The following is a 22,159-nucleotide window of genomic DNA, read 5'->3' as shown; positions in this document are numbered from 1 at the left end:
CTTCCGTCACACGTAAAAAAGGCAGATTCCGTTCAACGGAGCTGCCTTTTTCTGTTTCGGGCGCCGACGCATTACTCGTCGCCCTGATCGCCTTGATCCTCGTCGGGCATCTGCGGGGCGCGCGGCTGAGCGGGCCGCTTGCCGATGGTGACGCTGACGTCCAGTTCCCTGTTCTTGCGCATCAGGTGGACCTTTACCGCCGTGCCCGGCTTGATCTGCGCGACGACGTTGAGCAGGCGCGTGGTGTCGGTAATCGTGTCCTCGTTGATGCTGACCAGGATGTCGCCCGGCTTGATGCCCGCTCTGTCAGCAGGACCGCCTTGCAGCACGCCCGCGACAATCGCGCCCGACTTCTGGTCGAGCCCGAACGATTCCGCGATCTCCGGGGTGACGTCCTGTGGCTCGACGCCGATCCATCCGCGCGTGACCGTGCCCGTCGTGATGATGCTTTCGAGCACGCTGCGTGCCGTCGAAACGGGAATGGCGAAGCCGATGCCCAGCGAGCCGCCGCTTCGCGAATAAATTGCGGTGTTGATCCCGAGCAGGTTGCCGTCTACGTCGACGAGCGCACCGCCCGAATTGCCGGGGTTGATCGCCGCGTCGGTCTGGATGAAGTTTTCGAAGGTGTTGATGCCGAGGTGATTGCGCCCGAGCGCGCTGACGATGCCCATCGTTACCGTCTGACCGACGCCGAACGGATTGCCGATCGCCAGCACCACGTCGCCGACGTGCGCCTGATCCATCCGGCCGAGCGTGATCGTCGGCAGATTCGTCATGTTGATTTTCAGTACCGCGAGGTCGGTTTCAGGATCGACGCCGATCACCTTCGCGCTCGACGTGCGACCGTCCGCGAGCGCGACTTCGATCTGATCCGCACCGTCCACGACATGCTGGTTCGTTAGAATGTAGCCTTCCGAGCTGACGATCACCCCCGAGCCCAGATTCGATGCGGGCGGCTCGTCGCTCTTGCGCCGGTTCTTGTCGCCGAAGAAGTAGCGGAACAGCGGGTCTTTCGAGCGCGCGTCCGGCGGCAGATTGCCGTCCTTGCTGGAGAACACGTTGACGACCGCGGGCATGGCCTTTTGCGCGCCTTCGGCATAGGAAGACTGAAGCGGGCGCGAACCGATGCTCGGCGCCACTTCCTGCAGCGCGACGATCGGCTCGGCGAGTTGCTTGCCAAACTGGCCCTGACGTTGAAGCCACTGCGGTTTCAGGGTCGCGATGATAAACATCAGAGCCAAAAGCACGGTGACCGCTTGGGCAAAAAACAGCCAGAAGCGTCTAAGCATTTGAAGGGATAGAGGATTTCATGGATCGGATCGAACTCGAATTGTATCTGAACAATCTGCTGGAAATCGGCCGCTTCAAGGACTATTGCCCGAACGGCCTACAGGTCGAAGGGACTCGCCGTGTTCACAAAATCGCAACCGGCGTGACGGCGTCGCTGGCATTTCTCGAAGCCGCGCTGGACTGGGGCGCGGACACGGTGCTGGTTCATCATGGCTACTTCTGGCGCAACGAAGCGCCGCAGATAACGGGGCGAAAGCATCGGCGTCTGCGCACGCTGATCGCCAACGACGTCAATCTGTTCGCGTACCATCTTCCGCTCGATTCTCACCCGGAACTCGGCAACAACGCGCAACTGGGCGCACGGCTCGGTCTGATTGCGGATGGCCGTTTCGCCGATCAGGATCTCGGTTGGATCGCGCCGCTCACGATGCCGCTGTCGCTCGAGCATTTCACCGCGACCGTTGAAAATGCGCTCGGCCGAAAGCCGCTAGTATTCGGCGATTCGGACCGCGAACTGCGACGCGTCGCATGGTGCACCGGCGGCGCGCAGGGCTATTTCGAGCAAGCGGTTGCGGCCGGCGCGGATGTCTACGTGAGCGGCGAAGTCTCCGAGCAGACCATGCACATTGCGGCGGAGTCAGGCGTCGCGTACATCGCGGCGGGGCATCACGCCACTGAACGATATGGGGTGCAAGCGGTAGGCGCGCATCTGTCCGAGGAGTTCGATATCGAGCACTTGTTCATCGATATCGATAATCCGGTTTAATAGGCGTGCGGCCGATTTTGAAGGGCTGCGGGGCAGTCGGCTTCGGCTTAAAACATTGCTTCACGAGAACGTGCGAAAACGTGGGGAAAACCCGCAAGGCCTGTGACTTCGAGTGATTTTTACTGCGCGGGCCTTGTAAATGGCAACTCCATTCGCGCACACTAGCGGCGGAACACTGATGTGACGGTATAAATCCAACTCAGAAGTGGGGCGTGTGATGCGAGACAAGGACGATAACCGCGTCGACGGCGGCCGCCGTACCTGGCTGATTGCGACGACCGTAGCAGGTGGTTTCGGAGGTGTGGCAACCGTAGTGCCTTTCGTCAGTTCGTTTGCGCCATCGGAAAAGGCGAAAGCGGCGGGCGCGCCTGTCGAGGTCGATATCAGCGGGCTCAAGCCGGGCGAAATGATGACGGTCGCGTGGCGCGGCCGTCCGGTGTGGATCGTGAATCGCACCGACGAAATGCTGGCCGATATCAAGAAGGCCGACAGCGAAGTGGCAGACCCGAATTCCAAGATGGAATTCTCCATGCCGTTGCCGGAGTACTGCAACAACGAATATCGTTCGCGCGCGGATCACAAGAATATTCTCGTGACCGTCGCCGTGTGCACGCACCTCGGGTGCACGCCGACGCCGCGATTCACCGAAGGGCCTCAACCCAATCTCCCTGATAACTGGCCGGGCGGTTTTCTTTGCCCATGCCACGGCTCGACTTATGACCTGGCGGGCCGCGTCTTCAAGAACAAGCCTGCGCCGCAAAATCTGGACGTGCCTCCATACATGTTCACTTCGGCGACGCAACTCGTGATCGGCAAGGACGAAAAGGGAGAGGCTTAAATGGCGACCGCAGACAAGGATGTCGAAACGACGGGCCTCACGGGCTGGATCGACCGCCGGTTTCCGCTCACCGCGAGCTGGAAAAAGCACGTCTCGGAGTATTACGCGCCGAAGAACTTCAACTTCTGGTATTTCTTCGGCTCGCTTTCGCTGCTCGTGCTCGTCATTCAGATCGTGACGGGCATATTTCTCGTCATGAATTACAAGCCGGATGCGACGCTCGCTTTTGCATCGGTTGAATACATCATGCGGGAGGTGCCGTGGGGCTGGCTCATTCGGTACATGCATTCCACCGGCGCTTCCATGTTCTTCGTCGTCGTTTATCTGCACATGTTCCGCAGCCTGATTTATGGGTCATACAGGAAACCGCGCGAACTGGTATGGATTTTCGGCTGTGCTATTTTCCTGTGCCTGATGGCGGAGGCGTTCTTCGGGTATCTGCTGCCTTGGGGGCAAATGTCGTTCTGGGGCGCGCAGGTCATCGTGAATTTGTTTTCGGCCATTCCTTTCATCGGTCCGGATCTTTCGCTCTGGATTCGTGGCGATTATGTCGTGTCGGACGTCACGCTGAACCGCTTCTTCGCGTTTCACGTAATTGCGATTCCGCTCGTGCTGATCGGCTTGGTGGCGGCCCATCTGGTCGCGCTGCACGAGGTCGGATCCAATAATCCCGACGGCATCGAAATCAAGGCAAAGAAGGATGCGAACGGCATTCCGCTCGATGGCATTCCGTTTCATCCGTACTATTCGATCCATGACTTCTTCGGTGTCTGCGTATTTCTGCTGATTTCCGCGGCAATCATCTTCTTCGCCCCGGAAATGGGCGGATATTTCCTTGAAGCGAACAACTTCGTTCCGGCGAATCCGCTGCAGACGCCGCCAGAAATCGCGCCGGTCTGGTATTTCACTGCGTTCTACGCGATGCTCCGCGCGACCACCGATCCGTTCAAGATCGTCCTCATGATCGTGATCGCGCTGCTCGGTGTATTTGCGCTGTTGAGGGCTCGCGGAAAGTGGCGTATTGCGTTGCCGGTACTTGCGCTTGTCGTGATCGTGTTCATGGCGCTGACCGAGTCGAAATTCTGGGGCGTCGTGGTAATGGGCACCGCAGTCGTGTCGCTGTTTTTCCTGCCCTGGCTCGATCGCAGTCCGGTGAAATCCATTCGCTATCGGCCACTCTTCCACAAGGTTTTTTACGCGATCTTCGTGATCGCCTTTCTCGTGCTCGGCTTCCTGGGGACGAGGCCGCCATCGCCGGCGGGGACACTCATCGCACAGATTTGCGCACTGATTTATTTTGCGTTTTTCCTGGGCATGCCTTTCTGGACGCCGCGCGGCAGATTCAAGACGCCGCCCGAGCGAGTGAACTACAAACACCACTGAGCTCACGTCCGGAGATTACGCGATGAAAAAATGGCTCTCGATGATGGCGATGATCGGCGCCGCGATGTTCGCATTCGGCGGCGCGCCGGCCCACGCGGAAGAGGAGGCGGTCCTCGACCGGGCGCCGAATAACGCGGACAATTTTGCGTCGTTGCAGCATGGCGCTCAAATGTTTGTAAACTATTGCCTGAACTGCCACAGTGCGAACCTGATGCGCTACAACCGGCTGACCGATCTCGGCATCAGCCAGAAGGAGATTCAGGACAATCTGCTGTTCACAACGGACAAAATCGGCAACACGATGAGCATCGCGATGCGCCCGGACGACGCGAAAGCGTGGTTCGGCGCGTCGCCGCCCGATTTGTCGGTGGAGGCGAGGGCGCGTGGACGCGACTGGCTCTACACGTATATGCGCAGCTTCTACCGCGATCCGACGCGGCCGACCGGCTGGAATAACCGCGTGTACGAGAACGTCGGCATGCCCCACGTGCTGTGGACGCTGCAAGGCATCCGCGACGCCCGGTTCGCGACGGAAACGGACGAAAAGACCGGCGAAAAGGTAAAAAGATTCGTGGGTTACACTCAGGTGACGCCTGGCGCCATGTCAAACGTGGATTATGATTCAGCTGTGGCCGATCTGGTTTCGTACCTTTCGTGGATGTCCGAACCCGCCCAGCAAACCCGCAAGCGCCTCGGCGTCTGGGTCCTGCTGTTCCTGGCGCTCCTGAGCTTCCTCGCATGGCGTCTGAACGCGGCATACTGGAGAGATATCAAATAGCACGCCAATCGACGGCGTGGGTCGGTGCGACGGCGCTTCCGCCAGGGAGCCGCCTCGGCCGGCCCTTCGAGTTTACTGAAGGGACTTTAAAAACATGATGGTTCTGTATTCCGGCACTACTTGCCCGTTCTCCCAGCGCTGCCGGCTGGTGTTGTTCGAAAAGGGCATGGATTTCGAGATCCGCGACGTCGATCTGTTCAACAAGCCGGAAGACATCGCGGTGATGAACCCCTACGGACAGGTACCGATCCTCGTCGAGCGCGACCTGATTCTGTACGAGTCGAATATCATCAACGAATATATCGACGAGCGGTTTCCGCATCCTCAACTCATGCCGGCTGACCCGGTCCAGCGCGCGCGTGCGCGCCTGTTCCTGCTGAACTTCGAGAAAGAATTGTTCGTGCACGTCGGGACGCTGGAGAACGAAAAGGGCAAAGCGGCCGAGAAGAACCACGAGAAGGCGCGCAGCGCCATCCGTGATCGCCTCACTCAACTGGCGCCGATCTTCTTGAAGAACAAGTACATGCTGGGCGAAGAGTTCTCGATGCTGGACGTGGCGATCGCACCGCTGCTGTGGCGCCTGGATCACTATGGCATCGAACTGTCGAAGAATGCTGCGCCGTTGATGAAGTACGCCGAGCGGATTTTCAGCCGTCCGGCCTATATTGAAGCGCTGACGCCTTCCGAAAAGGTGATGCGTCGATAGTTTGCGAGAGCGGAGCACGGCGGCGCGAGTTCGCATGCCTTGCTCCGGCAGAGGAAAGTTGATGCAAGAAATTTCCACCAAGCCGTATCTGCTTCGCGCGCTCTACGAGTGGTGCACGGATAACGGCTTCACGGCACATATCGCCGTGCGGGTTGACGGGGCCACGCGCGTGCCGCGCCAGTTCGTTCGCAACGACGAGATCGTCCTGAACATCAGCTTCGAGGCGACGAGCCAGTTGCAGATGGGCAATGAATGGATCGAGTTCAGCGCACGATTCTCGGGCAAGTCGCACAAGATCGAGGTGCAGGTAGCCAACGTGCTCGCGATCTACGCGCGAGAGAACGGGCAGGGAATGGCGTTCCCGGTAGAACCGTCGCAGCATGCGGCAGAGCCAGCGCGGTCCGCGGAGCGTGAGGCGCGTCCGGCCGCCCCGGCGGCGGACGAGCGATCGGGTTCTGACGACGCTTCGGCGCCCGAGGAGCCGAGCGTCGGTTCAGCCGAAGATGAAGCTGCGAAATCTTCCACGAGATCGCACCTCAAAGTCGTCAAATGAAGTAGAATCTCGTCCTTCGCCGGCTTAGCTCATCTGGTAGAGCAGTTGATTTGTAATCATCAGGTGGCGGGTTCGAGTCCTGCAGCCGGCACCAAGACTAAGTTGACGGGTCGTGTGATGTCCGCACGGCCCGTTTGATTTCAAGGATCAAGTGTGATCCTGTCTTGGATGAGGTGCCGAAAGGCAAGTTGACAAGAAGCTTCAAAAACTTGTTGACAGACTTCGAAGCGATATTCATAATCTCGTTTCTCTGCTGCTGACGCAGCGACGCAAGACGAGGCAGGAAAGTCTCGCGAATGTTCTTTAAAAACTAACAGCCGATAAGTGTGGGCGCTTGATGGCGAGTGCGGTTCTGGTGCTTAGGTGCTGGAGCGACAAGCAAAAGTAATCAAGAGTCTCACACGAAGTATTAAGAGGAAGGTTTGTCTGTCTTCGGACGGATTAATCATCGTCAGTACGTTGAGTGAGCGACCGGTTTCTAACGGAACCGAAAAACAGTAACAGGTTTGAACTGAAGAGTTTGATCCTGGCTCAGATTGAACGCTGGCGGCATGCCTTACACATGCAAGTCGGACGGCAGCGCGGGCTTCGGCCTGGCGGCGAGTGGCGAACGGGTGAGTAATACATCGGAACGTGTCCTGTAGTGGGGGATAGCCCGGCGAAAGCCGGATTAATACCGCATACGATCTACGGAGGAAAGCGGGGGATCTTCGGACCTCGCGCTGCAGGGGCGGCCGATGGCAGATTAGCTAGTTGGTGGGGTAAAGGCCTACCAAGGCGACGATCTGTAGCTGGTCTGAGAGGACGACCAGCCACACTGGGACTGAGACACGGCCCAGACTCCTACGGGAGGCAGCAGTGGGGAATTTTGGACAATGGGGGCAACCCTGATCCAGCAATGCCGCGTGTGTGAAGAAGGCCTTCGGGTTGTAAAGCACTTTTGTCCGGAAAGAAAACTTCGTCCCTAATATGGATGGAGGATGACGGTACCGGAAGAATAAGCACCGGCTAACTACGTGCCAGCAGCCGCGGTAATACGTAGGGTGCGAGCGTTAATCGGAATTACTGGGCGTAAAGCGTGCGCAGGCGGTCTGTTAAGACCGATGTGAAATCCCCGGGCTTAACCTGGGAACTGCATTGGTGACTGGCAGGCTTTGAGTGTGGCAGAGGGAGGTAGAATTCCACGTGTAGCAGTGAAATGCGTAGAGATGTGGAGGAATACCGATGGCGAAGGCAGCCTCCTGGGCCAACACTGACGCTCATGCACGAAAGCGTGGGGAGCAAACAGGATTAGATACCCTGGTAGTCCACGCCCTAAACGATGTCAACTAGTTGTTGGGGATTCATTTCCTTAGTAACGTAGCTAACGCGTGAAGTTGACCGCCTGGGGAGTACGGTCGCAAGATTAAAACTCAAAGGAATTGACGGGGACCCGCACAAGCGGTGGATGATGTGGATTAATTCGATGCAACGCGAAAAACCTTACCTACCCTTGACATGGTCGGAACCCTGCTGAAAGGTGGGGGTGCTCGAAAGAGAACCGGCGCACAGGTGCTGCATGGCTGTCGTCAGCTCGTGTCGTGAGATGTTGGGTTAAGTCCCGCAACGAGCGCAACCCTTGTCCTTAGTTGCTACGCAAGAGCACTCTAAGGAGACTGCCGGTGACAAACCGGAGGAAGGTGGGGATGACGTCAAGTCCTCATGGCCCTTATGGGTAGGGCTTCACACGTCATACAATGGTCGGAACAGAGGGTTGCCAAGCCGCGAGGTGGAGCCAATCCCAGAAAACCGATCGTAGTCCGGATCGCAGTCTGCAACTCGACTGCGTGAAGCTGGAATCGCTAGTAATCGCGGATCAGCATGCCGCGGTGAATACGTTCCCGGGTCTTGTACACACCGCCCGTCACACCATGGGAGTGGGTTTCACCAGAAGTAGGTAGCCTAACCGCAAGGAGGGCGCTTACCACGGTGGGATTCATGACTGGGGTGAAGTCGTAACAAGGTAGCCGTATCGGAAGGTGCGGCTGGATCACCTCCTTTCTCGAGCTTCGCGCTTAAAGTTAAGCGCTCACGCTTATCGGCTGTCAGAAAGACAGGCTAAGGGTCTGTAGCTCAGTCGGTTAGAGCACCGTCTTGATAAGGCGGGGGTCGTTGGTTCGAATCCAACCAGACCCACCATCCGAATCAGGCGTGGCTGGGCAACACCTTAGTCAGGCCTCATCGGGGGATTAGCTCAGCTGGGAGAGCACCTGCTTTGCAAGCAGGGGGTCGTCGGTTCGATCCCGTCATCCTCCACCAATCCTCAATGCCTAGCGCTTCGGGTAAGCGTTAAGCATTGGCGATTGCTAGCCAGTTGATGTCGCAAGTATTGAAACACGCTTGTCGGCTAAACGTTCTTTAACAATCTGGAAGAAGTAGTAAAGAGAATCTGGGAAAGCGCTTAGAGATGGGCGCGAGTAGCAGGTTCAGGGTAGTGATTGTATCGAGTATGAAAAGTGATCTTAATGATGACTTGGAATACGGCACAACGCGAAAACTCAGCCTATGGCGGATGTGGCTCGATGAGAGACGCACTCGTTATAGGGTCAAGCGAACAAGTGCATGTGGTGGATGCCTTGGCGATCACAGGCGATGAAGGACGCGGTAGCCTGCGAAAAGCTTCGGGGAGCTGGCAAACGAGCATTGATCCGAAGATGTCCGAATGGGGAAACCCGGCCCGTATGGGTCACCCATGACTGAATACATAGGTCATGTGGAGCGAACGCGGTGAACTGAAACATCTAAGTAACCGCAGGAAAAGAAATCAACCGAGATTCCCAAAGTAGTGGCGAGCGAAATGGGAAGAGCCTGTACTCTTTATCTGCATTGTTAGCTGAACGCTCTGGAAAGTGCGGCCATAGCAGGTGATAGCCCTGTAAGCGAAAGCAGCGTGGAAGAACTAGGGGTACGACAAGTAGGGCGGGACACGTGAAATCCTGTCTGAAGATGGGGGGACCATCCTCCAAGGCTAAATACTCGTGATCGACCGATAGTGAACCAGTACCGTGAGGGAAAGGCGAAAAGAACCCCGGGAGGGGAGTGAAATAGATCCTGAAACCGCATGCATACAAACAGTCGGAGCCTCGCAAGGGGTGACGGCGTACCTTTTGTATAATGGGTCAGCGACTTACGTTCAGTAGCGAGCTTAACTGATTAAGGCAGGCGTAGCGAAAGCGAGTCCGAATAGGGCGATCAGTTGCTGGGCGTAGACCCGAAACCAAGTGATCTATCCATGGCCAGGTTGAAGGTGCGGTAACACGTACTGGAGGACCGAACCCACTAACGTTGAAAAGTTAGGGGATGAGCTGTGGATAGGGGTGAAAGGCTAAACAAACTTGGAAATAGCTGGTTCTCTCCGAAAACTATTTAGGTAGTGCCTCGTGTATCACCTTCGGGGGTAGAGCACTGTCATGGTTGTGGGGTCCATTGCGGATTACTACGCCATAGCAAACTCCGAATACCGAAGAGTGCAATCACGGGAGACAGACATCGGGTGCTAACGTCCGGTGTCAAGAGGGAAACAACCCAGACCGCCAGCTAAGGTCCCCAAGATTGGCTAAGTGGGAAACGAAGTGGGAAGGCTAAAACAGTCAGGAGGTTGGCTTAGAAGCAGCCACCCTTTAAAGAAAGCGTAATAGCTCACTGATCGAGTCGTCCTGCGCGGAAGATGTAACGGGGCTCAAGCCAGTCACCGAAGCTGCGGATGCGTACGCAAGTACGTGTGGTAGGAGAGCGTTCCGTAAGCCTGCGAAGGTGTGTCGAAAGGCATGCTGGAGGTATCGGAAGTGCGAATGCTGACATGAGTAGCGATAAAGGGGGTGAAAAGCCCCCTCGCCGTAAGCCCAAGGTTTCCTACGCAACGTTCATCGGCGTAGGGTGAGTCGGCCCCTAAGGCGAGGCAGAAATGCGTAGCTGATGGGAAGCAGGTCAATATTCCTGCACCATTGTTAGATGCGATGGGGGGACGGATCGCGGAAGGTTGTCCGGGTGTTGGACGTCCCGGTCGCTGCATTGGAGAAGGTGCTCAGGCAAATCCGGGCACAGGATTCAAGGGTGTGGCGCGAGCTTCTTCGGAAGCGAAGCAATTGGAAGTGGTTCCAAGAAAAGCCTCTAAGCTTCAGTCTAACGATGACCGTACCGCAAACCGACACAGGTGGGCGAGATGAGTATTCTAAGGCGCTTGAGAGAACTCGGGAGAAGGAACTCGGCAAATTGGTACCGTAACTTCGGGATAAGGTACGCCTCTGTAGCTTGACTGGCCTGCGCCAGAAGGGTGAAGAGGTTGCAATAAACTGGTGGCTGCGACTGTTTAATAAAAACACAGCACTCTGCAAACACGAAAGTGGACGTATAGGGTGTGACGCCTGCCCGGTGCCGGAAGATTAAATGATGGGGTGCAAGCTCTTGATTGAAGTCCCGGTAAACGGCGGCCGTAACTATAACGGTCCTAAGGTAGCGAAATTCCTTGTCGGGTAAGTTCCGACCTGCACGAATGGCGTAACGATGGCCACACTGTCTCCTCCCGAGACTCAGCGAAGTTGAAGTGTTTGTGATGATGCAATCTCCCCGCGGCTAGACGGAAAGACCCCATGAACCTTTACTGTAGCTTTGCATTGGACTTTGAACCGATCTGTGTAGGATAGGTGGGAGGCTATGAAACCGGAACGCCAGTTTCGGTGGAGCCGTCCTTGAAATACCACCCTGGTTTGTTTGAGGTTCTAACCTTGGTCCGTGATCCGGATCGGGGACAGTGCATGGTAGGCAGTTTGACTGGGGCGGTCTCCTCCCAAAGCGTAACGGAGGAGTACGAAGGTACGCTAGGTACGGTCGGAAATCGTGCTGATAGTGCAATGGCATAAGCGTGCTTAACTGCGAGACCGACAAGTCGAGCAGGTGCGAAAGCAGGTCATAGTGATCCGGTGGTTCTGTATGGAAGGGCCATCGCTCAACGGATAAAAGGTACTCTGGGGATAACAGGCTGATACCGCCCAAGAGTTCATATCGACGGCGGTGTTTGGCACCTCGATGTCGGCTCATCTCATCCTGGGGCTGTAGCCGGTCCCAAGGGTATGGCTGTTCGCCATTTAAAGAGGTACGTGAGCTGGGTTTAAAACGTCGTGAGACAGTTTGGTCCCTATCTGCCGTGGGCGTTGGATATTTGAAGGGGGCTGCTCCTAGTACGAGAGGACCGGAGTGGACGAACCTCTGGTGTACCGGTTGTCACGCCAGTGGCATCGCCGGGTAGCTATGTTCGGAAGAGATAACCGCTGAAAGCATCTAAGCGGGAAACTCGCCTTAAGATGAGATATCCCCGGGGCTTCGAGCCCCTTGAAGGGTCGTTCCAGACCAGGACGTTGATAGGTCAGGTGTGTAAGTGCAGTAATGCATTGAGCTAACTGATACTAATTGCCCGTAAGGCTTGATCCTATAACCAGTGTGTTTCGCAGTGAGTTAGCGCTTTAGCGCTTACTCAATGCAACCCCCGAAGGGGGCACGCCGGTTGAGTGACGCGACTGTGCCCAACAGTCACTACCGAATCTACTTCTTCCCAGATTGGTTGTGCCGTCCCCAACGCGCACAACAACAAGTCATGCCTGATGACCATAGCGAGTCGGTCCCACCCCTTCCCATCCCGAACAGGACCGTGAAACGACTCCACGCCGATGATAGTGCGGATCCCCGTGTGAAAGTAGGTAATCGTCAGGCTCCTCATGCCTTAAACAAAAACCCCACCCCTCAAAGGTGGGGTTTTTGCGTTTCAGCCGTGTTTCACGTAGAGGCCCGAGACATCAGCGCGTGATGGCCCGCGCGCTAAAATCCCCACTTCGTATTCCCGTTCGGCTGCTGCCATCGAGTTCCCATGCTACGTTTAAGCGAAATCAAGCTCCCGCTCGATCATCCTGATTCGGCCATCGAACCGGCTGTTGTCGCGCGTCTGGCAGAAATCGGTGTCGCTGCCGAGGAGCTCGTGCATTTCCACGTGTTCCGTCGCGCGCACGATGCCCGCAAGCGCGCCGATATCAAGCTCACGTACATCATCGATGTCACGCTGCAAGACGAGGCATCGGCGCTGGCGCGTCTGAAGGCTCACGCGCATCCGCATTGCGGCGTCACTCCCGACATGAGTTACCACTTCGTAACGAAGGCGCCCGAACGCTCGACGATGCTCCGCCCTGTCGTCATCGGGATGGGGCCCTGCGGGCTTTTCGCCGGCTTGATTCTGGCGCAGATGGGCTTCCGGCCGATCATCCTCGAGCGTGGAAAAGCCGTGCGTGAGCGGACGAAAGACACCTGGGGCCTTTGGCGACGCAACGAACTCAATCCCGAGTCGAACGTGCAGTTCGGCGAAGGCGGCGCCGGTACTTTCTCGGACGGCAAACTCTACAGCCAGATCAAGGACCCGAAGCACTACGGACGGAAGGTGCTCGACGAATTCGTGAAAGCCGGCGCGCCGGAGGACATCCTCTATCTGAGCCGGCCGCACATCGGCACATTCCGTCTCGTGAGCATGGTCGAGAAGATGCGCGCGACCATCCACCAGTTGGGCGGAGAAGTGCGATTTCAGCATCGCGTCGAGGATATCGATATAGACGACGGCAAAGTGCGCGGCCTGCGGCTGTCGACCGGCGAAGTGCTGCGCTGCGAACATGTCGTGCTCGCCGTCGGCCACAGCGCCCGCGATACCTTCGAGATGCTGCATGAGCGCGGCGTCTACATGGAAGCGAAGCCGTTTTCGCTCGGGTTCCGCATCGAGCATCCGCAGGGAGTAATCGACAGGGCGCGCTTCGGCAAGTTCGCCGGTCATGAGCGCCTGGGCGCCGCGGACTACAAGGTGGTGCACCACTGCAGCAACGGACGGGCAGTCTATAGCTTCTGCATGTGCCCGGGCGGGACGGTGGTAGCCGCTACATCGGAGGCGGGGCGCGTCGTCACCAACGGCATGAGCCAGTATTCGCGTGCCGAACGCAATGCGAACGCGGGCATCGTCGTTGGCATCACGCCAGAAGATTATCCGGGCGGCCCGCTGGCCGGCATCGCGTTTCAGAGAAAGTGGGAAGAGCGCGCGTTCGAGCTCGGCGGCGGTGATTACAGCGCGCCGGGGCAACTCGTCGGCGACTTCATCGCTGGGCGTGCGTTGACGTCGCTGGGTTCGGTAATGCCGTCGTATAAACCGGGCGTCAAGCCGACCGACCTGAGCACCGCGTTGCCCGACTACGTGATCGAGGCGATCCGCGAGGCGCTGCCCGAACTGGACAAGAAGATCCCGGGTTTCGCGATGCACGACGCCGTGCTGACCGGCGTCGAAACGCGCACATCGTCGCCACTGCGAGTGCGCCGCAACGACGACTACCAGAGCGTCAATGTCGATGGACTGTACCCGGCGGGCGAGGGCGCGGGCTATGCTGGCGGGATTTACTCGGCGGCGATCGATGGAATCGAGGTTGCCGAAGCTGTCGCGCTGAAGATGATGGCGGAATATTCGGCGACGGTCTGACCCGCGATACCCTGCACGGACGCTGTGAACGCATGTCGCTCGTCGCGACCGATTGAGGCGCGACATCGGCGATTACCTGCCGTCCATCCAGACCGACGGCGCACTGCGGATCCCGGCAACTCGGGCGGCCCGCTCATCAACTTAGCGGAGTGATCGGCATCAACTCGCAGATCTAAAGCCGCACCGGCGGTCTCACGGGCATCTCGTTCGCGTTTCCGATCGACGAAGCGATGCGCGTCGCCGATCAGTTGAAGACGTCGGGCAGATCGTGCGCGGGCGGATCGCGGTGGTTATCGTGAAGCGACGGAGGATGTCGCGGATTCGGTCCAGCGCCTTACGTTGGCCATGAAGCTAGCCGCCGCATCGCTCGCGTCAAGCACGATGCGATGCGACGTCTACGGTACGACAATCAATCAGGTCACCACGCCCACCTGCCACGGCACGAACTCGCTCTGCCCGTAACCGTTGAGCTCACTCTTCGACGCAACGCCCGACGCGCAATCCAGCATCATCTGGAAAATCTGCTCGCCGAGTTCGTCGATGCTCGCAGTACCATCGATCACGCCGCCGCAGTTGATGTCCATATCCTCTTCCTGGCGCTCCCACAACGCGGTGTTCGTCGCGAGCTTCAGTGAAGGGGAGGGCGCGCAGCCATAGGCCGAGCCGCGCCCTGTCGTGAAGCAGATAAGGTTCGCACCGGACGCGACCTGACCCGTCGCGGACATCGGATCGTAGCCCGGCGAGTCCATGAATACGAAACCCTTCGCGTGGATACGCTCGGCGTATTCATAGACTTCGACGAGATTCGTCGTGCCGCCCTTGGCAACCGCGCCCAGCGACTTCTCGAGAATCGTGGTCAGCCCGCCGACCTTGTTGCCCGCCGACGGATTGTTGTCCATGGCCGCGCCGTTGCGCGCGCAATACTCTTCCCACCACTTGATGCGCGTGAGCAGCTTTTCTCCGACTTCGCGGCTCACCGCACGGCGCGTTAGCAAATGCTCCGCTCCGTACACTTCCGGCGTCTCCGAAAGGATGGCCGTGCCGCCATGACTCACGAGCTTGTCGACGGCTGCGCCCAACGCGGGATTCGCCGAAATGCCCGAATAGCCATCCGAGCCGCCGCACTGCAGTCCCACGATCAGATGCGATGCAGGCACCGGCTCGCGCTGCACCCGATTCGCCTCCGCCAGCATTTCCTTGACCAGCGCGATGCCGCGTTCGATCGTCTTCTTCGTTCCGCCGCTGTCCTGAATCGTGAAGCTGCGCAGCCGCTCGCCGTCCTTCAGTCCACTGGATTCCAGCACGCCGGCAATCTGATTCGTCTCGCACCCCAAGCCGACGAAGAGCACCGAATGAAAGTTCGGATGCACCGCATATCCGGCCAGCGTGCGCCGCAGAATGCCGAGCCCTTCGCCCTGCATGTCGATACCGCATCCGAGACCGTGCGTCAGCGCGATCACGCCATCGACGTTCGGATAATCCGCGAGCGCTTCCGGATGCACATCGCGGCGGAAGTGATCCGCGATCGCGCGCGCGACGGTGGCCGAGCAGTTCACGCTCGTCAGCACGCCGATGAAATTGCGCGTCGCGACGCGCCCATCGTCGCGACGGATGCCCATGAACGTCGCGGGCTTGTTGACGACAGGCGTCGGGTGCTTGTCGACACCGAATTCGTGCTCGCGCGCGAAATCGGCCATCGACAGATTCTGCGTATGCACGTGCTGCCCGCGCGCGATCGCCTCTTTCGCCACACCGATTATCTGGTTGTAGCGCTTGACGGGCTCGCCCGCGGCGATCGCCCGCGTGGCGATCTTGTGGCCCGGCGGAATCAGCCCCGCGACGACCAGGTCCTCCGACGCGATGCGCGCGCCGGAGACAAGTTGCCGCGTCGCGATCACGACGTCGTCATTGGGGTGCAGCCGGATGACCGCATGGTCGGTGGATGTGGTGGACATGATGTTTTCTTAGATCGTGGACGGTGCGCGCTTTTCGGACAGCGAATCCTGCTCGGCTTTGTTGAGCGGTTCGATCTTGCCGACAATCACAAGATAGCTGAATGCGCCCAAAAAGCAGAAGCCGCCCGCCACGCACAGCGGAATGACAAACGAACCCTTGGTGATCGCCAGCATGACGCCGGTGAACGTCGTGATGACGATCCCCGCCAGGTTCGACGCGAAGTTCTGAATGCCGCCGATCGACGCAACGTGATCCGGCGTCGGCGCGACATCGCTCGGCAAGGACCAGATGCTTGCAGCAGCAAAGGCCAGCGAAGCGTAGGCGATGCCGAAGAACGCGAGCATCAGATAGGTATTCTCGGTGAACGCGCAAAGCGTGATGACCGACGAAAGCAGCATGCCGCCGACCATGCAGGTCTTGCGTGCGGCGGTCAGGCTCCAGCCGCGCTTGAAGAGCGAGTCCGACACCCAGCCGCCGAGCCAGCCGCCGGGAATCGACATCAGCGCGGGGATGGTGCCGAGCGTGCCAAGAGACTTCAGCGAGAAGCCGTGCGCCTGAACGAGATAGCTCGGGAACCACGTGATGAAGAAGTAGATCACGAAGTTGAGGCAGAAGAAGCCGAGCATCATGCCCCACAGCGTGCGGTACTTGAAAAGCGAAGCCCACGACACCTTGTTTCTCGGTGCGACGGGCGCCGGATCGACATCGACTTCGCCGGTCAGGTCACCCTTCGACTTGTTGCGATAGATGAGGAACCAGCCAAGAATCCACACGAAGCCGATCGCGCCGGTGATGATGAACGACGCTTCCCAGCCGAACGCGCTGATGATGAGCGCAACGACCGGGATCGACAGGGCCGAACCGACGCGCGAGCCGCTATCGAAGATACTCGTCGCGAACGCGCGCTGCGCCTTGGTGAACCATTGCGAGACCAGTTTCGCGCACGACGGATACGCGCCCGCTTCGCCGATGCCGAGCATCAGGCGGCAGCCGAACATGCCGGTGACGCTCGTCGCGACGGCGGTGAGGGCCGTAAACACCGACCACCAGCCGACCGCGAGCGGCAGCGCAATGCGCGCGCCGACGCGATCGACGAACCAGCCGAACGGCATCTGCATCAGCGCGTAGCTCCAGAAGAAGCCGCTCAGAATGAAGCCCATTTCTGCCGGGCCGATATTGAGCGCCTTCTCGATCTGCGGCGCGGCGACCGCGAGATTCGCCCGGTCGATGTAATTGATCGCGATGGCCAGAAAGGCCAGAAATATCACCACCCAACGCATTTTCCGCATCGTTTGTCTCCTCAGTGAAGCGGCACTTCGTTCATATGGCCCTTGCGCGTTCAAGACGCGGTGGGGCCGTGATTGCAAAAAACAATCCGTCGTGCGCGTTCCGCTTTCTAGGGCGGATTCGCGCGCCGGTTCAGCCGACGTCCGCGTTCAGCGCGTCGCGCAGCCGCTTTTGTCCGATGTCGAGCTTCAATTCACGAGCAAGATCGATGACAGGCTGAAAGCGCCGCATCTTCTTTTCTTCGTGATTGCGCGCGATGTCCGATAGCCGGTGCACGAGAAACGGGTTCTCGAAGCGATCGCGCACGCTCGCCAGGTATTCAGCCGCGACATCGTGCTGGCCGAGCGCCGTGAAGACCGGCAGGACTTCGTCGCGCCAGACGGCTTCGAGCGGCTCGCGGAAGGCGGGATCGCGCATCGCGTCGAGGACGGTCATATCGGCTGCGCCGTCGCGTGTGCGCCAGAACTCGGCGAGCATCGTGTGGCCGAGATTGAGCAGCAGCAGCTTGAGGCGTTCGTAATGCGCGAGATCGTCGGTCACGACGATGTCTTCGTGTTCGCACGGCAGCACCATGCCCGCCTGCCGTTCGATGGCCCAGAGCGCGTACGGCTCGGCGATCGCGCCGACCGGCAGGATCGGCTCCGAGACGATGCGGTCGACGAGCGAATTCACCCAGACGCAGTCGCTCGTCAGATAGCGGATAAACGCGTCGTCCGTCCGCCATTGACGAGCGATGCCCAGGACGAGATCGCGCAGCGTGTCGCCGTTGCGCGAAACGAGCTCGCACGGCAGCAGCGTGATCGGCGCGGCGCCGGCGCGAAAGCGCGCGTGCAGCAGAACCGCGAGCTTGGCTGCGAAGCCGCGCGGGGTCTGCTTTCCGTCGAGCAGATCGGCGGTGTCTTCGTCGAAGAGGGCGTAGCCGGCATCGGCCGTGTTGGAGACGATCACTTTTACATCGCGTTGAATCCGTTGCAGCAAGAGCGCCCAATCGTCGTTGGCGTGCAATGCTTCGGTGATCGAATCGCATTCGATCGTCATGTCGATGGTCTCATCACGACGGCGTCCGCGAATGCGGACCGGATAGCGGCCGGTTGCCTTCAGCGCGTCGGTGCGCGCGCGGCTGTCGGCGCTGGACGTGGTCTGCACGACGGTGATCTTGCCGAGCGCGGTGGCCGGATCGCGCCGCGCCGCTTGAGTGACGAAGAAGTCCACGTGCGCTTGCAAAAAGCGGCTCGTGCCGAACTGAAGGATCGGATTGCTCATGGTTGCGTCGCTCGGGGGCCGCTTCCGTCGCTACATGCAGACGGCGGCGAAGGTTGTATTGGGGCGCTTGTGATTGGAAACGGTTCCAACGCGACATAAAAAAATTCGGCCGCGTGGCCTTACCAGATTGCATACTAGTGGCTTGACTCGAAATTGGTCAAGCCACTTGTAAGCGTAAAAAACGGTTCGGACGCCCGGCCCACGGTGCGTCAACCCTTCGCCTGATTACAATCCACGTTTTCCCCGAGCCTTGAGGAGTCTGCCCGTGAGTGTCAAACCCGCCGAAACGCGCCGTCTCTACCTTCAGATCGCCGACAAACTGCGCGGCATGATCGGGCAAAAAGACTTCGCGCCGAACGGCCGGCTGCCATCGGAACGGGAACTGGCGCAGACGCTCGGCGTATCGCGGCCGTCCGTGCGGGAGGCGCTCGTCGCGCTCGAACTGGAGGGGCGCGTAGAGATTCGCATGGGTTCGGGCGTCTATATCTCCGCGACGCCCACGGCCAGGCCGCCAAGCAGTGAGGCGGAGCTTGGCGAGAGTCCCATCGAAATCATGAATGCGCGCAGCGTGATCGAAGGTGCGATTGCGGCGAGCGTCGCGCCGTTCGCCAAGCCGAAGGCACTGAAGGCGCTGCGAACCGTCTACGAAACGATGGCGCGCGAAGTGGAAAGCGGTCAGATACCGATGAGCGCGGATCGCGCCTTTCATATCACCATCGCGCAAATGTCCGGCAACGACGTACTGGTGCGCACCGTCGGCGCGCTGTACGACGAGCGGCACAGTCCGCTGTCATCGACGTTACGGGGACACTTCGAGGGGGAGGAAACGTGGGCGGCCGCGCTGACGGAGCATCGCGACATTCTCGAAGCGCTCGAAGCCCGCGACGCCGTGCAGGCTCAGGCTGCGATGCAGCGCCATATGCGAAATTCCGCCGCGCGGCTGATGACGCGGCGCAAAAGCTGAAGCCGGCGCGTCCTCGGAAGACGAACCGGCGTCCGGAATCCGGGCTTGTCAGCCCGGATAGGCTTCATCCACCTTCAGGCCGGCGAGCTTGAAAATCACCCGCAGCGTTTGCGGCGCGATCTCGCGGCGCGATGCGAGCGTCGTCAGCACGAAGTCCATCACCTTGGCGTACTTGAGCATCGTGAGACACGTCTCGATGTCGGTGGAGCCGTCACGCATCGACTCGGCGAGCCGCAACATCTCCACGGAAATCTCTCGGGCCATCTCGAGCTCGAGCTGCTGCTTTTCGCTCCACGCGGGCATCGCGGTCAGAGCCGCGAGCATCTCCTGAAACTGTTTCTCTGCTTTCTTGTCCGGGATCGCATCCATCGCCGTCCTCTCTTGATCATGGCGCCGGCGAGTCGCATCGCCGCGCTGTGCGTTAGGGTGTTACGTAACGGAACCGGACGCGGTGACGACGCAGGCGTGTCGAGACGCGGCTCGTTACTGACTATATGTTTCTGCGTGCTGCATCTGCGCGTGGCAGCCAGTGACCACACGTGCGTGCCGTCTGTTGCAATGGTCTCATTGTCAGACGATGCACGATCCGTTCCATGCGCTCGTTGTGACGCATAAGCCGATGATTCGATGGCCGGAACAAGAGCGTCTCTGCGCTTTTCGGTAAACTTCCTCTTTTGAGACGGCAGAACCAGCGGTTAGCGCACATTCAGCGCGAACATGCTCCGCTTTTTCATCAACCAGTCACTGATCACGATGGCCAAGAAGTCCCCCGCGTCGGTTCCCGGCACGTCCGAACCTTCGAACAAACATGAAATTCGTCCCGGTCAGTCGATCGAACTGCTGAAGGAATTGCACATCCTCACGCGCGACGGCAAGATGAACCAGGACAGCCGCCGCAAACTGAAGCAGGTCTATCACCTGTTTCAGTTCATCGAACCACTTCTATCCGATGTGCATCAGCACCAGGGTTCCGTATCGCTCGTCGATCACGGCGCGGGGAAGTCATACCTCGGGTTCATTCTCTACGATCTCTTCTTCAAGACTCTGCGCGATCGGTCACACATCTATGGCATAGAGACGCGTGAAGATCTGGTGAAAAAGTCGGAGGAATTGGCGAAACGGCTGGAATTCGACGGCATGTCGTTCCTGAATCTGTCGGTGGCCGAATCGATCGACTCGAATCTTCTTCCCGAGACGGTTGACATCGTCACCGCATTGCACGCCTGCAACACCGCAACCGACGACGCCATCCACTTCGCTCTGCAGAAGAAAGCGCAGTACATCGTGGTGGTGCCGTGCTGTCAGGCGGAAGTCGCGTCCGTGCTGCGCAAGAACAAGGGGCACTCGCTGTCGAAGAACGTGCTGACGGAGATGTGGCGGCATCCGCTGCACACGCGCGAGTTCGGCAGTCAGATCACGAACGTCCTGCGGTGCCTTCAACTCGAGTCGCACGGCTATCAGGTCAGCGTGACCGAACTGGTCGGATGGGAACATTCGATGAAGAACGAGCTCATCATCGCTCAGTTCAAGGACCTGCCGCGCGGCAGGCCGGCACAACGGCTATCGGAAGTGCTGGAAACGCTGGGCCTCGAAGAACTACGCGAGCGCTTCTTCGCGTAACCGTTCAACGTTTGTCCATCCAGGCCCTGAAGCCCTCGTGACCGAGGCGGCGCAGCGTTTCGATGTTGCGCTCATAGATATCGGCGGCGTCGGGAAACGCCGCGACCGCCCGATCGATGCTCGCCTCACGCAACAGATGGAAGATCGGATACGGCGCGCGATTCGTGTAGTTGTCGATATCGTCCGGCTCGGTGCCTTCGAACCGATAATGCGGATGGAAGCTCGCGATCTGCAATTCGCCCGCGAGCCCCATGTCGTTCAGCAGACGATCGGCAAAGAAGAGCGCGTCGTTGTAATCGATGAAGTCGGCGAAGGCGTGCGGCGTGATGAGGAGCGTCGTATCGACCGCTTCCGGATCGCTGTCACGCAGAAGACGCAGTTCGTCCGCCAGTTCGACCACGATGTCCTCCACGCCTCGCGCTTCGCTCACGACGTAGCGAATCTGTCCCTTCACATGGACGCTCTTGGCGAACGGGCAGAGATTGAGGCCGATTACCGCGCGCGTCAGCCAGTGTTGTGTGACCGCGATGACATCGTCGCGCGTGCTTGCATCCATCATGAGTTTTCCTGATTTCCTTGCTCGATGCGCTTCGACGCACATGCCGCATCGATGAGCGTGCGCGCGATGCGCGGCGCGGCGCACAGCGGCCCCGAGCCGGGGCCATAAGTCTGACTGGTCGCGTAGATGCCGTCGACCAGCAGCGCCAGCGATTCTGCCAGTTCCTGCGGATTATCCGCGCCCGCCGCCGCCGAGATTTCCACGAAGCGCGACATCACATAACCCTTGTTCTGGTCGACGAGTTGCCGCGCCGGATGCGCCGGATCGCCGAACTCGCACGCGATGTTGACGAACGGGCACCCGCGATAGTCCGGCGCCGACGCGCGCTTCACCAAATCTTCGAACGCCTGAACGAGTTGCTTCGCCGGCTCGCCGGGATGCTTCGCCACGCTCGCCTCGAAGCGGCGGCGAAAGCCGTCGTCCATGCGCTCAAGATACGCGACGACGAGTTCGTCCTTCGACGCGAACCGCCGATAGAGACTCATCTTGTTGACGCCCGCGCGCTCGACGACGGCATCGACGCCGACCGCGCGAACGCCTTCGCGGTAAAACAACTCCTGGGCTGCGTCGAGCAGTTGTTCCTGCGCGGTCGCGCCATCGGTGCGAACCTGGCGGCGACCCGTGGACTTGGGCTGATCGGCGGATGATCGTGTCAAAGCGCT

The 22,159-nt window shown here is 59.2% G+C and carries 16 protein-coding genes, 3 tRNA genes, 3 rRNA genes and 1 pseudogene; 16 read left to right on the top strand and 7 right to left on the bottom strand.

Annotation, left to right across the window (positions count from 1 at the left end; genetic code table 11):
* Positions 1-71: 71 nt before the first annotated feature.
* The gene (locus P9255_RS17465; protein WP_309763948.1) at positions 72-1,289 is read right to left on the bottom strand and encodes a Do family serine endopeptidase; all 1,218 of its coding nucleotides are present in this window, start codon (positions 1,287-1,289) and stop codon (positions 72-74) included.
* 20 nt (positions 1,290-1,309) lie between these two features.
* Here P9255_RS17465 and P9255_RS17460 point away from each other — a divergent pair, with 20 nt between their 5' ends.
* The 14 genes and pseudogenes from P9255_RS17460 to P9255_RS17395 form a co-directional block, all read left to right on the top strand.
* A complete protein-coding gene (locus P9255_RS17460) occupies positions 1,310-2,056 on the top strand; it encodes a Nif3-like dinuclear metal center hexameric protein (RefSeq protein ID WP_309790176.1) in 747 nt (248 codons plus the stop codon).
* Between the two features lie 217 nt (positions 2,057-2,273).
* Entirely contained in the window at positions 2,274-2,894 is a 621-nt protein-coding gene (petA, locus tag P9255_RS17455) for a ubiquinol-cytochrome c reductase iron-sulfur subunit (RefSeq protein ID WP_035967706.1), read from the top strand.
* Positions 2,895-4,277 (top strand): cytochrome bc complex cytochrome b subunit, encoded by a 1,383-nt coding sequence (locus tag P9255_RS17450; RefSeq protein WP_309790175.1) that lies wholly within the window; start codon positions 2,895-2,897, stop codon positions 4,275-4,277.
* A 22-nt stretch (positions 4,278-4,299) separates the two neighbouring features.
* Complete coding sequence (locus P9255_RS17445) at positions 4,300-5,055, top strand: cytochrome c1 (protein ID WP_309763952.1); 756 nt, start codon at positions 4,300-4,302, stop codon at positions 5,053-5,055.
* A 94-nt stretch (positions 5,056-5,149) separates the two neighbouring features.
* On the top strand, positions 5,150-5,761 hold the full coding sequence (locus P9255_RS17440) for a glutathione S-transferase N-terminal domain-containing protein (protein ID WP_008344155.1): 612 nt from the start codon (positions 5,150-5,152) through the stop codon (positions 5,759-5,761).
* A 61-nt stretch (positions 5,762-5,822) separates the two neighbouring features.
* Positions 5,823-6,314: a ClpXP protease specificity-enhancing factor gene (locus P9255_RS17435; RefSeq protein ID WP_309790174.1), complete on the top strand. Its 492-nt coding sequence runs from the start codon at positions 5,823-5,825 to the stop codon at positions 6,312-6,314.
* An 18-nt stretch (positions 6,315-6,332) separates the two neighbouring features.
* Positions 6,333-6,408: transfer RNA gene (locus P9255_RS17430), tRNA-Thr, on the top strand.
* Positions 6,409-6,822: 414 nt separating this feature from the next.
* Positions 6,823-8,354, top strand: a 16S ribosomal RNA gene (locus P9255_RS17425).
* 61 nt (positions 8,355-8,415) lie between these two features.
* Positions 8,416-8,492 (top strand) — tRNA-Ile (locus P9255_RS17420).
* Between the two features lie 44 nt (positions 8,493-8,536).
* Positions 8,537-8,612, top strand: a tRNA-Ala gene (locus P9255_RS17415).
* A gap of 285 nt (positions 8,613-8,897) precedes the next feature.
* Positions 8,898-11,780, top strand: a 23S ribosomal RNA gene (locus P9255_RS17410).
* Positions 11,781-11,946: 166 nt separating this feature from the next.
* Positions 11,947-12,059, top strand: a 5S ribosomal RNA gene (gene rrf, locus P9255_RS17405).
* Together the 16S, 23S and 5S rRNA genes with 3 tRNA genes alongside form the textbook arrangement of a ribosomal RNA operon.
* Before the next feature lie 154 nt (positions 12,060-12,213).
* Entirely contained in the window at positions 12,214-13,848 is a 1,635-nt protein-coding gene (locus P9255_RS17400) for an NAD(P)/FAD-dependent oxidoreductase (RefSeq protein ID WP_309790173.1), read from the top strand.
* 58 nt (positions 13,849-13,906) lie between these two features.
* Positions 13,907-14,226 (top strand): annotated as a pseudogene (locus P9255_RS17395) (trypsin-like serine protease); the annotation flags it as partial.
* A 35-nt stretch (positions 14,227-14,261) separates the two neighbouring features.
* Here P9255_RS17395 and P9255_RS17390 read toward each other — a convergent pair.
* The 3 genes from P9255_RS17390 to P9255_RS17380 form a co-directional block, all read right to left on the bottom strand.
* Positions 14,262-15,803: an altronate dehydratase family protein gene (locus tag P9255_RS17390; RefSeq protein WP_309790172.1), complete on the bottom strand. Its 1,542-nt coding sequence runs from the start codon at positions 15,801-15,803 to the stop codon at positions 14,262-14,264.
* Between the two features lie 9 nt (positions 15,804-15,812).
* Positions 15,813-17,093: an MFS transporter gene (locus tag P9255_RS17385; protein WP_309763955.1), complete on the bottom strand. Its 1,281-nt coding sequence runs from the start codon at positions 17,091-17,093 to the stop codon at positions 15,813-15,815.
* A 130-nt stretch (positions 17,094-17,223) separates the two neighbouring features.
* Positions 17,224-18,354: a mannitol dehydrogenase family protein gene (locus P9255_RS17380; protein WP_309763956.1), complete on the bottom strand. Its 1,131-nt coding sequence runs from the start codon at positions 18,352-18,354 to the stop codon at positions 17,224-17,226.
* A gap of 265 nt (positions 18,355-18,619) precedes the next feature.
* Between P9255_RS17380 and P9255_RS17375 the strand changes: the two genes are divergently transcribed.
* The gene (locus P9255_RS17375) at positions 18,620-19,318 is read left to right on the top strand and encodes a FadR/GntR family transcriptional regulator (RefSeq protein ID WP_309763957.1); all 699 of its coding nucleotides are present in this window, start codon (positions 18,620-18,622) and stop codon (positions 19,316-19,318) included.
* Between the two features lie 48 nt (positions 19,319-19,366).
* On the opposite strand, the gene P9255_RS17370 is transcribed toward P9255_RS17375, so the two are convergent.
* On the bottom strand, positions 19,367-19,687 hold the full coding sequence (locus tag P9255_RS17370) for a hypothetical protein (protein WP_008344375.1): 321 nt from the start codon (positions 19,685-19,687) through the stop codon (positions 19,367-19,369).
* 384 nt (positions 19,688-20,071) lie between these two features.
* Between P9255_RS17370 and P9255_RS17365 the strand changes: the two genes are divergently transcribed.
* Positions 20,072-20,938: an SAM-dependent methyltransferase gene (locus tag P9255_RS17365; protein WP_309765397.1), complete on the top strand. Its 867-nt coding sequence runs from the start codon at positions 20,072-20,074 to the stop codon at positions 20,936-20,938.
* A gap of 4 nt (positions 20,939-20,942) precedes the next feature.
* Here the strand turns inward: P9255_RS17365 and P9255_RS17360 are convergent, their stop codons facing one another.
* Positions 20,943-21,497 (bottom strand): DUF1415 domain-containing protein, encoded by a 555-nt coding sequence (locus P9255_RS17360; protein ID WP_309763958.1) that lies wholly within the window; start codon positions 21,495-21,497, stop codon positions 20,943-20,945.
* Positions 21,494-22,153, bottom strand: coding sequence for a TetR/AcrR family transcriptional regulator (locus P9255_RS17355; RefSeq protein WP_309763959.1), 660 nt, complete (start codon positions 22,151-22,153; stop codon positions 21,494-21,496). The genes P9255_RS17360 and P9255_RS17355 overlap by 4 nt, the downstream gene beginning before the upstream one ends.
* Positions 22,154-22,159 lie beyond the last annotated feature (6 nt).

It is taken from the genome of Caballeronia sp. LZ019 (genome assembly GCF_031450825.1).
GTDB lineage: Bacteria > Pseudomonadota > Gammaproteobacteria > Burkholderiales > Burkholderiaceae > Caballeronia.
The sequence above is the reverse complement of the archived record's forward strand: the minus strand, read 5'-3'. Positions and strand labels throughout refer to the sequence as shown.

Coding starts and splice junctions, on each gene's coding strand:
- P9255_RS17465 (WP_309763948.1), bottom strand. CDS start 1,289: ATGCTTAGACGCTTCTGGCTGTTTTTTGCCCAAGCGGTCACCGTGCTT.
- P9255_RS17460 (WP_309790176.1), top strand. CDS start 1,310: ATGGATCGGATCGAACTCGAATTGTATCTGAACAATCTGCTGGAAATC.
- petA (WP_035967706.1), top strand. CDS start 2,274: ATGCGAGACAAGGACGATAACCGCGTCGACGGCGGCCGCCGTACCTGG.
- P9255_RS17450 (WP_309790175.1), top strand. CDS start 2,895: ATGGCGACCGCAGACAAGGATGTCGAAACGACGGGCCTCACGGGCTGG.
- P9255_RS17445 (WP_309763952.1), top strand. CDS start 4,300: ATGAAAAAATGGCTCTCGATGATGGCGATGATCGGCGCCGCGATGTTC.
- P9255_RS17440 (WP_008344155.1), top strand. CDS start 5,150: ATGATGGTTCTGTATTCCGGCACTACTTGCCCGTTCTCCCAGCGCTGC.
- P9255_RS17435 (WP_309790174.1), top strand. CDS start 5,823: ATGCAAGAAATTTCCACCAAGCCGTATCTGCTTCGCGCGCTCTACGAG.
- P9255_RS17400 (WP_309790173.1), top strand. CDS start 12,214: ATGCTACGTTTAAGCGAAATCAAGCTCCCGCTCGATCATCCTGATTCG.
- P9255_RS17390 (WP_309790172.1), bottom strand. CDS start 15,803: ATGTCCACCACATCCACCGACCATGCGGTCATCCGGCTGCACCCCAAT.
- P9255_RS17385 (WP_309763955.1), bottom strand. CDS start 17,093: ATGCGGAAAATGCGTTGGGTGGTGATATTTCTGGCCTTTCTGGCCATC.
- P9255_RS17380 (WP_309763956.1), bottom strand. CDS start 18,354: ATGAGCAATCCGATCCTTCAGTTCGGCACGAGCCGCTTTTTGCAAGCG.
- P9255_RS17370 (WP_008344375.1), bottom strand. CDS start 19,687: ATGGATGCGATCCCGGACAAGAAAGCAGAGAAACAGTTTCAGGAGATG.
- P9255_RS17365 (WP_309765397.1), top strand. CDS start 20,072: ATGGCCAAGAAGTCCCCCGCGTCGGTTCCCGGCACGTCCGAACCTTCG.
- P9255_RS17360 (WP_309763958.1), bottom strand. CDS start 21,497: ATGATGGATGCAAGCACGCGCGACGATGTCATCGCGGTCACACAACAC.